At 40.1% G+C, this 12,336-nt stretch carries 13 protein-coding genes and 4 tRNA genes; 10 read left to right on the forward strand and 7 right to left on the reverse strand.

The window, feature by feature from the left end:
• Positions 1–24 precede the first annotated feature (24 nt).
• Positions 25–648, forward strand: a complete 624-nt coding sequence (locus AC1M9I_RS07705) for an alpha-ketoglutarate-dependent dioxygenase AlkB family protein (RefSeq protein ID WP_481594805.1) — start codon at positions 25–27, stop codon at positions 646–648.
• A gap of 16 nt (positions 649–664) precedes the next feature.
• On the opposite strand, the gene ruvX is transcribed toward AC1M9I_RS07705, so the two are convergent.
• From ruvX to recN, 3 genes are all read right to left on the reverse strand, one after another.
• Positions 665–1,108 carry a Holliday junction resolvase RuvX gene (gene ruvX / locus AC1M9I_RS07710; RefSeq protein WP_035266001.1) on the reverse strand — a complete coding sequence of 148 codons (444 nt, stop codon included), beginning with the start codon at positions 1,106–1,108 and terminating at the stop codon, positions 665–667.
• Complete coding sequence (locus AC1M9I_RS07715; protein ID WP_035266003.1) at positions 1,101–1,655, reverse strand: YqgE/AlgH family protein; 555 nt, start codon at positions 1,653–1,655, stop codon at positions 1,101–1,103. Before AC1M9I_RS07715 ends, ruvX begins: the two co-directional genes overlap by 8 nt.
• A gap of 81 nt (positions 1,656–1,736) precedes the next feature.
• On the reverse strand, positions 1,737–3,404 hold the full coding sequence (gene recN, locus AC1M9I_RS07720) for a DNA repair protein RecN (protein ID WP_481594806.1): 1,668 nt from the start codon (positions 3,402–3,404) through the stop codon (positions 1,737–1,739).
• A 316-nt stretch (positions 3,405–3,720) separates the two neighbouring features.
• Between recN and ppnP the strand changes: the two genes are divergently transcribed.
• The 3 genes from ppnP to AC1M9I_RS07735 all read left to right on the forward strand — a co-directional run bounded on the left by ppnP (position 3,721) and on the right by AC1M9I_RS07735 (position 5,860).
• Positions 3,721–4,044 carry a pyrimidine/purine nucleoside phosphorylase gene (gene ppnP, locus AC1M9I_RS07725; protein ID WP_092766653.1) on the forward strand — a complete coding sequence of 108 codons (324 nt, stop codon included), beginning with the start codon at positions 3,721–3,723 and terminating at the stop codon, positions 4,042–4,044.
• Positions 4,045–4,180: 136 nt separating this feature from the next.
• Positions 4,181–4,927, forward strand: a complete 747-nt coding sequence (gene rlmB, locus AC1M9I_RS07730) for a 23S rRNA (guanosine(2251)-2'-O)-methyltransferase RlmB (RefSeq protein WP_035266007.1) — start codon at positions 4,181–4,183, stop codon at positions 4,925–4,927.
• A gap of 6 nt (positions 4,928–4,933) precedes the next feature.
• A complete protein-coding gene (locus tag AC1M9I_RS07735; RefSeq protein WP_180028662.1) occupies positions 4,934–5,860 on the forward strand; it encodes a DMT family transporter in 927 nt (308 codons plus the stop codon).
• Positions 5,861–5,876: 16 nt separating this feature from the next.
• On the opposite strand, the gene coaE is transcribed toward AC1M9I_RS07735, so the two are convergent.
• The 4 genes from coaE to pilB are packed head-to-tail and all read right to left on the reverse strand — an operon-like array spanning position 5,877 to position 10,337.
• Positions 5,877–6,479, reverse strand: a complete 603-nt coding sequence (gene coaE, locus AC1M9I_RS07740; protein WP_481594807.1) for a dephospho-CoA kinase — start codon at positions 6,477–6,479, stop codon at positions 5,877–5,879.
• 41 nt (positions 6,480–6,520) lie between these two features.
• Positions 6,521–7,381 carry a prepilin peptidase gene (locus AC1M9I_RS07745; RefSeq protein ID WP_481594808.1) on the reverse strand — a complete coding sequence of 287 codons (861 nt, stop codon included), beginning with the start codon at positions 7,379–7,381 and terminating at the stop codon, positions 6,521–6,523.
• On the reverse strand, positions 7,381–8,607 hold the full coding sequence (locus AC1M9I_RS07750; RefSeq protein ID WP_035266014.1) for a type II secretion system F family protein: 1,227 nt from the start codon (positions 8,605–8,607) through the stop codon (positions 7,381–7,383). The genes AC1M9I_RS07745 and AC1M9I_RS07750 overlap by 1 nt, the downstream gene beginning before the upstream one ends.
• A gap of 20 nt (positions 8,608–8,627) precedes the next feature.
• Positions 8,628–10,337: a type IV-A pilus assembly ATPase PilB gene (gene pilB / locus AC1M9I_RS07755; protein ID WP_481594809.1), complete on the reverse strand. Its 1,710-nt coding sequence runs from the start codon at positions 10,335–10,337 to the stop codon at positions 8,628–8,630.
• A 261-nt stretch (positions 10,338–10,598) separates the two neighbouring features.
• Between pilB and tpiA the strand changes: the two genes are divergently transcribed.
• The 6 genes from tpiA (at position 10,599) to AC1M9I_RS07785 (ending at position 12,322) form a co-directional block, all read left to right on the forward strand.
• Positions 10,599–11,390 (forward strand): triose-phosphate isomerase, encoded by a 792-nt coding sequence (tpiA, locus tag AC1M9I_RS07760; protein ID WP_035266016.1) that lies wholly within the window; start codon positions 10,599–10,601, stop codon positions 11,388–11,390.
• A 13-nt stretch (positions 11,391–11,403) separates the two neighbouring features.
• Positions 11,404–11,733: a preprotein translocase subunit SecG gene (gene secG, locus AC1M9I_RS07765; protein WP_035266018.1), complete on the forward strand. Its 330-nt coding sequence runs from the start codon at positions 11,404–11,406 to the stop codon at positions 11,731–11,733.
• Positions 11,734–11,786: 53 nt separating this feature from the next.
• Positions 11,787–11,871: transfer RNA gene (locus AC1M9I_RS07770), tRNA-Leu, on the forward strand.
• A gap of 48 nt (positions 11,872–11,919) precedes the next feature.
• Positions 11,920–11,996 (forward strand) — tRNA-Met (locus AC1M9I_RS07775).
• 81 nt (positions 11,997–12,077) lie between these two features.
• Positions 12,078–12,154 (forward strand) — tRNA-Met (locus AC1M9I_RS07780).
• Between the two features lie 91 nt (positions 12,155–12,245).
• Positions 12,246–12,322 (forward strand) — tRNA-Met (locus tag AC1M9I_RS07785).
• The last annotated feature ends 14 nt before the right edge of the window (positions 12,323–12,336 follow it).

Here is a 12,336-nt window from a genome sequence, read left to right on the forward strand (position 1 = left end):
TTATATTTTCATGGCAAATTGGTTATGAACTTTGAGCTGTTTGCACCCGAACCCAATTCAAATCTCCTACCTTGTGATGGGATTGTAGAAGATTACGGTCTTATACTTACTCATGCTGAATCACAGGATTATTTCGATTATTTTTCAGAAGCTTTGGCTTGGAAACAGGATGAAGTGATTTTATACGGTCAATATTTTAAGACGGGTCGTAAAGTCGTATGGTATGGTGACCAAAACTATCAATATCACTATTCAGGAATGGATAAACAAGCACAGATTTGGGATTTGAAATTATTAGTACTCAAGCAAAAAATTGAACTTATAACAGGAGTTCAATTTAATTCTTGTTTGGCCAATTTGTATGAAGATGGAACTCAAGGTGTAGGATGGCATAGTGATGATGAAGCTGCATTAAGAGATCCTGAACATGGCGAGACCGTCATTGCCTCACTGAGTCTCGGTGCAACACGAAAATTTAGATTTAAACATCGTGATAAAACTCATACTGCTGAAATGTATCTACAATCAGGACAGTTGATTGTGATGAAAGGTCAAACACAGCGTTTTTGGAAACACACTTTAGCGAAATCAACCAAAGTATTAGAGCCTAGAATCAATTTAACCTTTCGCTATTTTTATCCTAGATGAAGTGGCAAATATTCTATTAAGGTTGAATACCTTGAGGATTACGATACCAACTTTCAATAAATAAAGCGGCTGCCAAGCTGTCTGCGGACAACTTTTTTCCACGCCCTTGCGCCTGATAATGATCGAGTTCATCACGCGCTTCGCGAGTTGTTAATCGCTCATCCACCATCCATGTTTCTATATTGGTTTGGTGTCTTAAACGACGGGCAAATTTACGTGCTCGTGTTGATAGTTCCGATTCGCTATCATCCATATTCAGTGGTAGCCCGACTAAAAACAGATTTGGAGAATGCTGTTTTACAATTTTGAGTAGATCATCCCAATTGGGAATGCCATCTTTCATCGGTAAAAGTGAAAGTGGCGTAGCACTTTCAATAATGGACGATCCTACAGCCATTCCTGTTTTTTGTGTGCCAAAGTCAAAGGCCATAATGAGTTGAGCGGTAGTTGAATCAGGCATGTCCAATCTCAGATGAAAGCCATGTACGATCGACCCCCATTTTTCTATAGGCAGCGTCCCAGCGATCGTCATAGGGTAAGTTAAAAATCAAATCCATATCAGAGTCACAAATGAGCCAGTCACCTCGAGCGATTTCTTGCTCCAACTGGTTTTTACTCCAACTTGCATAGCCTAAAGCAATTTGATAGCGACCAACACCTTCATTGTGTGCGATTGCATCAAGAATATCCTTTGAAGTTGTTAAACAGAGATTTTCACCTACAGCGATGGACGCATGCCAAGTAGGTTGACCCGTATGAAGTACAAAACCCGCTTCTGGTCGTAAAGGACCACCTTGTAAGACATCATGTGGGTGAACATGATCTGCAACGATATCAAGATCTGTTAAGAGTTCTTTAACCTGAATCCCAGCCGGACGATTGATCATAATTCCCTGCGCACCTTCATGATCATGACGAGCGATATAGACCACACTATTTGCGAAGAAATCATCTGCTAAATCAGGTGGGGCAATCAGGCAACGGTGCGTTAGAAATTGTTTACTCACCTAATGGCTTCTCCTATGTTTGAGTATCACTTTACTTCAACATACTAGACTTATGGGTTTTCAACAATCCTTTTAAAATAATCAAGATGTGCTGGTCTGAAACTTTAATTGTCTTAATTGTTTTGCATGTTGAAGGGTGGTCTCGCTAATTTCGACACCACCAGTCATGCGAGCAAGCTCTAATATCCGTTGATCTTCATCAAGCTCAACGATAGTGCTGCTAGCAGGGTCTGTTTGCAGTTTTTTCACTAACAAATGTTGGTCCGATTGCGCTGCAACTTGGGCTTGATGTGTAATACATAGAATTTGAACATGTTGACCTAATCCAGCCAATAAGCGACCGACAATCTCAGCAGTTCCACCACTGATACCTACATCAATTTCGTCAAAAACGAGTACTTCAGCTTCGGTTTTCTCTGCATTCATGACTTGCATGACCAATGCAATACGTGACAATTCACCACCAGAAGCAACCTTCGCAAGCGGTTGAGGTGGGATCCCTTTGTTTGCTGTGAACAACAATTGAATAAAACTAAACCCTTCAGATGAAGGCTGCTCCAGAGGATCAAAACGGAATTCAAAATGAGCTTCTGGTAAAGCCAGTTGTTTGACTTGTTCTGTTAAAAGTTTAGCTAAGGGCTCTGCTGCTTTACGACGAATATCATCTAGATATTGAGCTTTCTCTATAAACTGTTGATGTGAAATTTCAACTTGTTCAGCCAAAGTCTCTGGATCTTCAAGTTGATGTAGTTGTTCTAGCTCTACCTGCCAATGTTCGTATTCTGATTTTAAATCTTCGGGCTGTACTCGATATTTGCGCGCTAAACGATGGAATATTTCCAGTTGTGTGTTTAACTCTTCCATTCGTTCAGGATCAAAACTCTGACGGTCAATGAATTGTTTTAAATTCGCACTGGCATCATCGATTTCACTTTGCGCATTTAATAATGAGTTATAAATTTCAGAGAGTAAATCACTACGACCTGCATGAGATTCAAGCTTGCGAATAATACTTGAAATTTCCTGAGTGATATTTTGATCAGACTCATCTAAAACGTTGATTGCATAACTACAATCTTGCATGATGTGTTCATGATGACTTAAGCGATCGAACTCTTGTTCAATTTCTTTATAGTCAAGTCGAACCACTTCTTCTAATTCTTCTAATTGAAGATTAAGTGTCTCAATGCGTTGAAGGCGGGTGGTCTGTGCATCAAGCGCAGCTTGATGCTGTCGGATATTTTTTTGCCATGCGTTATAACTGTCTTTGACAGCAAGCGTATGTTGAGCAAAGTTGCTGTAACGATCTAACCAATGTTTTGGATAGGGCGGTTCTAACAATTGTTGCTGACTATGCTGGCTGTAAAGTTGGACTAAGAGTCTGCCTATTTCCTTTAATTCTGACAGACTACTTGGACGTCCATTGATCCAAGCTTTACTACGACCTGTAGCAAAGATTACCCGTCTTAGATGAATTTCACCCGATTCATCTGCCAGCTCATGAGTGCTTAACCATTCAGCTTCAGGACTTTGATCTTGATAACTAAATACGGCTGTAACATCAGCCTTATCTGAACCATAACGAACGTAATTCGTATCAGTACGCTCGCCTAAACACGCTGATAATGCATCGAGTAATAAAGATTTACCTGCACCAGTTTCACCCGTAAGAACATTGAAACCTTGATCAATATCAATGGCTAAGTTATCGGCTAAAGCAAAGTTGATCAGATTAAGGTGTGTCAGCATAAACGCATCCGAGCTGCGAAAGTGTGGATTCTAAGATAGAGAAATTTTGTTTTAGTCTCAAGTCACGACATTTGAATATGAGAACTTTTAGTTTGCATTTTAACTGAAATTAGGTTGATTACTAGTGACTGAATATATTCTTTTACCTGTGTACAAAAGATATATAGAAGAAATCAAAAAAATCTTTAAATTTCATCAATAGGGAACAAAAGTTGCTTATAAAAACCATTGCAAAACACTGATTGATTAGTTGCTCGAGCGCAATTAAACTACGGCAATTAAAATTTATAAAATGCGCATTATTTGGAGAATACGCATGTCATCACAATTTGATCATGTATCTGTTGTAAAAAAATCAAATGTTTATTTTGGCGGGACGTGTATTAGCCACACTGTTCAATTTGAAGACGGTACGAAAAAAACACTTGGGGTTATTCTACCGACGGAACAACCGCTTACTTTTGAAACACATGTACCAGAGCGTATGGAAATTATTTCTGGTGAATGTCGTGTCACAATTGCAGACAATGAAGAACATGAGCTTTTCCGTGCAGGGCAGTCGTTTTACGTGCCTGGTGAGAGCCGTTTCAAAATCGAAACAGATGACGTATTAGACTACGTTTGTCATTTCGAAGGTTAATTACCAAAAAAAAATTTGACCAACATTCAATGGTCAAATCGGTTAAACTATTCGCTATATAAAATCCTGTAAAGTTGGCTTTGCGGGATTTTTCTTTTCTATATTATTGTATTGTCTTAGTGAGTTGAGGTCGTTCATGGCTAAACCCGAATATTATTATGGCGTTCATTCTGTGGAGTCATTGTTGGAGTTAGAACCTGAACGCGTTTTGACTCTATTTGCACTAAAAGGTCGTGAAGATCAACGTTTAAAACGTATTTTTGAGTTGGCTGAACCTTTCGGAATTAGTATTCAAAAAGCGAGCCGAGACAGCCTTGAAAAACTGGCTGGACAACCTTTTCATCAAGGTGTCGTTGCTGCAGTTCGTCCTCATCCAACGCTGAATGAAAATGATCTTGAGCAATTAATCAAAAGTACAGACAATGTTTTTTTACTGGCGCTTGACCAAGTGACGGACCCGCATAATTTGGGTGCGTGTATTCGAACTGCGGCAGCCATGGGCGTACACGCGGTTGTTGTTCCTCGTGATCGTTCTGCGAGCTTAACACCAACGGCTCGTAAGGTTGCTGCTGGTGGTGCAGAGAAAGTTAAATTTATCCAAGTGACGAATTTGGCTCGTACTTTAGCTAAAATCAAAGATGATTTTAATGTTCGAGTGATTGGCACGATGTTAGATGAGCATGCTCTACCTATTCACGAATGTGATTTGACTGGTCCTGTCGCAGTGATTATGGGTGCTGAAGATACTGGTTTAAGACCGATTACTCAGGCGCAATGCGATCACAAAGTTTATATTCCAATGAGTGGCAATTTACAAAGTTTGAATGTGAGTGTGGCGACAGGCATGGCACTTTACGAAGCGTGTAGACAACGTCAAGCCTAATTTGAGATGGCACTTTCAGATCGAGCCCAAGGCTATTTTTTTCTTATTACTACCATGTGCATCTGGGGGGGATTTACCCTCACTGCACGATTAAATGCGCTATGGCATATCAATACGTGGGACATTGTGGCACTGCGTTTTTCACTGGCTTTTTTGATCTTAATGCCGATTTTACTTTATCGTAGAGAAGCCTCTTTTTTACTTAAAAAAGAACCATTTATCTTGGCAATGATTGGTGGTGTGATCTATTGTTTGTTGGCTTATAGCGCATTTCACTATGCACCGACTGCGCATGCTGCAATTTTTCTCAATGGTTGTATTCCTATTTGTACTGCCATCGTGGCTTTTATATTGATGAAGCAGGCTTTTGATCGTCATACATGGGCAAGTTTGATCATTATGATCACCGTGCTCGGTATTATGAGTCTCCTGATGTATCGTGAATCTGGCATTCCTTTTGGTGCTGGTGATGGATTATTCTTCTTGAGCGCCATTTTTTGGGCAATATTTACCGTATTACTGCGTAAATTCCAACTGAGTGCATGGCAGGCGATGTGTGGGGTTGCCATCTGGTCAGCCGTGATTTATGTACCCATTTACGTGTTATTTTTACCCAAAGATCTTAGTACTCCTGAGCCTCAGCATTTAATGTTTCAAACAATATTTCATGGCATATTTGTGGTCATTATTGCAACTTTAACTTATGTGGAAGCGATTAAAAGACTCGGGGCTTTTAAAGCAGGGAGCATTACCAATTTAGCACCTTTTTTAGCTGCAATTTTGGCAGTGCCTTTGTTAAATGAACCTTTAAGTATTGCGATGTTATTTGGGTTGTTGGGTATGGCGATAGGCGCATTACAACCATGGCGATGGCTGGGTCGCCAAGATGCACTAAGCCAAAAACTTGAGCAACAAAAAAAGCAGTCTTCTTAGACTGCTTTTTTTTAATCTAAGCTTGTTGTGCAAGACTAAGATAATATTGGTGTTTTACTGCGAGTTGTTGATAGAGATGATCAAGTTCACCATCATTAATAACAACATCGTCTGCACGTTTTAATTTTTCTTCACGAGACATTTGCGCACTCATTATTTTTTTAATTTGCTCAATGTCTTGATGATCACGTTGCGAAGCACGCAAGATTTGTAATTCTGTGGATGCATCGATTAGTAAAGTACGTTGAGTAAGTTGGTGTTGATTGGTTTCAAATAAGAGTGGGGAAACTAAAATGGCATAAGTACTGGTCGCCCGTTGTAGTTGTTCAATAATCGATAGGCGAATTGCAGGATGCGTAATATTTTCTAATATCTTTCTAGCTTCAGGATGTTTAAAAATATGGTCTCTTAACGCTCTGCGGTCGAGTGCGCCATCTTCCAATAGCACCCAATCCCCAAAATGATCTTTAATTTTTTGTAGTGCAGGTTTTCCAATTTCAACCACTTCACGTGCTACGATATCTGCATCAACAACAGTAATACCTTGTGTTTCAAACCACTGACTTGCAGCAGTTTTTCCACTTCCAATACCACCTGTTAAGCCCAAAATAAAGCGCATGTAAAAAACCTTGTAATTATCATAATGGGGCTTATTTTAGCTTACCCCCCTAAATAAACCTTCATAATTTCGTTACCCCATAAGAATGCAATCCATCCAGCAATCGCAATATAAGGTCCAAAAGCAAAGGGCTGATTTTCTTTTTTGACTTTCATCAAAATGATGCCGATGATTGCACCGACTAAGGATGAAAGTAGGACAATGAGCGGTAATAAAAATGGACCCATCCATGCACCAAGCGCGGCCAGTAATTTGAAGTCGCCATATCCCATTCCTTCTTTGCCTGTCACGATTTTAAATAGATAGTACACCACCCATAAACAGAGGAAACCAATCAAATAACCCCAAATGGCGGAGGTAGGTGAGGTGTAGAGTGCATAGCTATTTACCGCTAAACCAAGTGCAGCCAAGGGGAGAGTATATCGATCGGGTAAAAGTTGTGTATCGAAGTCGATGAATGTGAGTGCGATCAGTGTCCACGTTAAAATTAAGCCAAAAAGCATTTGTAGGCTTGGACCAAATACCGCGACGACCACTAATGAGCAAACAGCAGTCAAAACTTCTACCAGTGGATAACGAATGCCAATCGGATTTTCACATTCACCACATTTTCCACGTAAAAATAACCAACTTATCACGGGGATATTTTGATACCAACGAATAGGTGTTTTACATTTCGGGCAGGTCGATGCAGGTTTACTTAGCGTGAGCTTATCTTCATCAATTATGGCTTGGTCGGGATGTAAAAACATCTGACAGTCTTGACGCCATTCTTGCTCCATCATTTTAGGTGTGCGGTAAATGACAACATTTAAAAAACTGCCGACACATAAGCTGATGATTCCTACAGTTAAATAGAGTGCTGTAGGCGATTGAATTAAATACCCAATTATTTCGTTCATTACACCACAGAACCCATTTGGAAGATTGGAAGATACATTGCGATGACTAAACCGCCGACCAAGACACCTAGAATGGCCATAATCAAAGGCTCCATCATGGAGGTTAAGCCATCGACAGCATTGTCGACTTCACTTTCATAATGGGTTGCAACCTTATCTAGCATAGCATCGAGTGAACCCGATTCTTCACCAATCGCTACCATTTGCACAGCCATAGATGGGAATAAATTGGTCGAGCGCATAGCGAAATGAAGTTGTTGACCAGTCGCAACGTCGTCACGAATACGCATAACTGCTTGCTCATATACCACGTTATTCGTTGCACCAGCTGTTGATTGGAGTGCATCGATTAAAGGGACGCCTGCAGCAAATGTGGTTGAAAGTGTACGGCTATAACGTGCGATAATTGCTTTATAAACCAAATCACCAAAAATAGGCAGCCTTAAAGCCGTGCGATCTAATGCATCCGCAAATTTTTGACTACGTTTTTTGGCTTCAATAAAGCCGATAATGGTCAGCGCGATACCGATAATTAAAATAAACCAATATTTTTGCACCCACTCAGACATTGCCACTACGAGTTGCGTGAACGCAGGTAAGTCTGCGCCAAATGAGCTAAACATCTCAGAGAAGACAGGAACCACTTTGACCATCAAAATAATGGTCACAATAATTGCAACCACAATGACAGCAATTGGATACTTCATCGCTTTTTTAATTTTTTGTTTGAGAACTTCACTTTTTTCTTTATAAATCGCAACTCGATCGAGCATGGTTTCAAGCGCACCTGATTGCTCACCTGATTCTACCAATGAGCAGAATAACTGATCAAAATGCTGAGGATATTTGCGTAGTGCACCTGCAAAAGTATTACCACCTTCGACCTCAGTTTTAATACCCAAAACCACTTCACGCATTGCAGGATTATCTAAGCCTTCTGCAACAATTTCAAAGCTTTGAACAAGTGGTACACCTGCTTTCATCATGGTGGCAAGCTGACGCGTAAAGATGGTGATGTCCAAAGTAGACACTTTCTTCTTCATTAAGCCTTCAAGAATATTCTTGCGCTTCTCGCGGATACTACGCACCGTAATGCCTTGTTTGCGGAGCATGACTTTTGCAAGTTGAATATTACGCGCAGGCATTTCACCTTTAACTTTGGTTCCCTTGCGATCCACGCCGTCATATACAAACGTTGGCATCATCTGTGCTTTTTTCACCGCCATAATGATTTCCTTATTTTTAATTATTCACTGGTCACACGATTCACTTCTTGTAAAGAAGTGAGTCCGTTCATGACCTTAATTAAGCCCGAACGTCGAAGATTCTTAAACCCCAGTCTTTCAGATGCAGCTGCAATCTCTAATGCATTGCCATCATCCATAATAATCTTCGAAATTTCAGGTGTCACTTTCATGACTTCATAAATACCGACACGTCCTTTATAACCATCACGGCACTCAGGACAACCGACAGGTTGATAAATTTTAAAATCTGGATCTGCTAAATCCTGTTCTGTGAATCCCATTTCTAACAAACTTGGTTTAGGAATATCAGCAGGTACTTTGCAGTGCACACACAGTCGTCTAGCAAGTCGTTGAGCAATGACGAGATTCACCGAAGTTGCAATATTAAAAGAGGGAACCCCCATATTGCGCAAACGGGTTAAGGTTTCAGGAGCACTATTGGTATGAAGTGTAGACATCACCATGTGGCCTGTTTGTGCTGCCTTAATTGCAATTTCAGCTGTTTCGAGATCTCGAATCTCCCCGACCATAATAATATCAGGATCTTGACGCAGGAATGATTTCAATGCGACTGAGAAGCTTAAGCCCACTTTATAATTGACGTTGACCTGATTAATGCCTTCTAAGTTAATTTCTACGGGATCTTCTGCTGTAGAGATGTTGGCATTTTCAGTATTTAAAATATTCAATCCTGTATAAAGCGATACTGTTTTACCAGAACCTGTTGGGCCCGTAATCAGTAACATGCCTTGAGGCTTTTCAAGTGCCTCAAGAAATAAAGCTTTCTGATCTTCTTCATAACCTAATGCATCGATACCGAGCATTGCACTAGAAGGATCCAAAATACGTAATACGATTTTTTCACCAAATAAGGTTGGTAATGAGTTAACACGAAAATCAATCGCTTTAGTACGAGATAATTTAAGCTTAATACGGCCATCTTGCGGAATACGCTTTTCTGAAATATCCATTTGAGACATAACTTTCAAGCGTGAAGCTAATCGATTCGCGAGTTGCAATGGTGGATTTGCAATAGTTCTTAAAACACCATCAACGCGGTATCGAACTCGGTACGTTTTTTCATAAGGTTCGAAGTGTAAATCTGATGCACCAATGCGAATGGCGTCAACCAAAAGCTTGTTGATGTACTTAACAATCGGGGAATCATCACCTGAAGGACCATCATCGTTATTATTTTGCGGTGTATCGTTCTCGACGACGTTAACGTCAAGATCTTCATCACCGAAATTGAAATTCTCATTTTCAGAAAAATGCTTTTCGATCAGTTTTTCAAGTTTATTATGTTCTACAGTAATAGGAACGACGTTTAATTTACTATTAAATCGAATTGCTTCCAATGCTTCGATATCTGTAGGATCACTCGTCGCTACAAATAAAGATATACCTCGTTGATATAAAGGTAAGATTACATGTTTTGTAACAAGATTTTCTGCAACGATATCTTTGGGTAGTAACTCGACATTATATGCATCTAAATCGAACAATGGCTCCCCAAACTCTTGAGCAACCATTTCAGCAATCGTATTTGCTCGTATTTTGAGATGTTCAACGAGGTAAGGTACTAATTTTTGATGATATTTTTTTGAATTAATAATAGCATTTTGCATTTGCTGGGAGGTCAAAATGCCTTCATCAACCAAACGACGACTTAACCCAGAAAATTTTGGCCCACTTTGATCTAAAGTCATCCCCAATACGCCTTAAATTCATTTTATAATTCGAATAGTAAAATTATACGGTTATAAGTAGAAAATTCTATACTTAAAATCATTAATATTATCCGAAAACTATGAAAAAATTGAATTTTTTCACTTATTCTGTTGGATATTGTGTCTTATGTTGTCTTTTTTTAAAGAATTCTAGGTGCTGAATCTGTATCCATTGAATTTTTACGTTAATTTTTTAAAATCCGTGTAGAATGTGCGCATTTTTGATAGAAGGTTAGATCTATGTCGGGTTCGACAATTACTCCGTGGGTTGTAGGCAATTGGAAAATGAACCCAATGCAGGCTAACACGCAACAGCTTTTAGCTGATTTGAAACAACAGCTTGAGCAAGCTTCAATCGCTCATGATGTTTGTAAAATTGGTGTTGCGCCAACTTTATTGGCTTTACTCCAAGTAAAAAATGAACTTGCAACAGATGCTCATGAAGTGTTTGTGGTCGCTCAAGATGTATCGCGTATTGCGGGTACTGGTGCATTTACAGGTGAAGTCAGCGCAGATCTTTTAAAGGATAGCCAGGTCGATTATGTATTAATTGGGCATTCTGAGCGTCGTGAAATATTTAATGACACGCCTGCGATTCTTAATGAAAAAATAAAAAATGCTTTAGCTGCTAACTTACATATCATCTATTGTGTGGGTGAAAGCCTTGAGCAGCGTGAAAGTGGGCAAGCTGAGCAAGTGGTGTTACAACAAATTTGTGACATTGCAGGTGTTGTGAATCCAGAGCAATGGGTGCATATTACCGTCGCTTACGAGCCAATTTGGGCAATTGGAACTGGTAAAACAGCTTCCCCGGATGATGCACAAGCAATGCATGCTAAAATTCGTGAAGGATTGAGTCAAATTACACCTGAAGGTCAAAACATAGCAATTCTTTATGGTGGTAGTGTAAAACCTGAGAATGCTGTTGAATTGGCAGCATGCCCTGATATCAATGGTGCCCTCGTAGGCGGTGCATCACTCAATGCAGAATCATTTGTTCAAATTGCGCAAGCATTTGCCCAATCAAAATAATTAGGAGTTCATCATGCAATCTTTTGTACTGGTGCTACACATCATTTTAGCGTTATTGATGATTATTTTAATTCTAGTACAGCATGGTAAAGGTGCAGATGCAGGTGCGTCTTTTGGTGGAGGCGGTGCAGCGACTGTATTTGGCGCTTCTGGTTCTGGTAACTTCTTAACACGTTTAACCGGAATACTTACTGCTTTATTCTTTATCACAAGTATTAGCTTGGCTTACTTTGCGAAGCAGCAAACGACAGATGCTTATGGTTTGAAAACGATTAACACAACTGAGCAAGTTGATCAAAAATCGCCTGAAACTTCATCAACTGCACCAAAACCAGCTGAATAATTGAATATTTCGCTTTCAATTTTTCATTGAAACCACTAGAATGCGTCACAGCTGCGGTGGTGGTGGAATTGGTAGACACGCTACCTTGAGGTGGTAGTGCTTTCGGGCGTGGGGGTTCAAGTCCCCCCTTCCGCACCAACTTATAATCCAGAAGTTTAAGTTGGTGTTTGCAGCAAAATCTGTTGATGCGGGATGGAGCAGTCTGGTAGCTCGTCGGGCTCATAACCCGAAGGTCGTTGGTTCAAATCCAGCTCCCGCTACCAATCAATCCTATAATTAAGATGCAAACTTAAGATAGGCAACTTAAACAAGGTTTGAGTTGAGATATACTTTTTGCACGTTGATGCGGGATGGAGCAGTCTGGTAGCTCGTCGGGCTCATAACCCGAAGGTCGTTGGTTCAAATCCAGCTCCCGCTACCACTTTTGATTAAGGTGCAACTTAATCAAGTCTAATTAGAAAGTTTTTCTGATTGAAAAATGATTCAAATTTAGATATAATTTTGCACGTTGATGCGGGATGGAGCAGTCTGGTAGCTCGTCGGGCTCATAACCCGAAGGTCGTTGGTTCAAATCCAGCTCCCGCTACCAAGTTTCTAAAGAGG

This window comes from Acinetobacter sp. ANC_7553 (genome assembly GCF_056779895.1).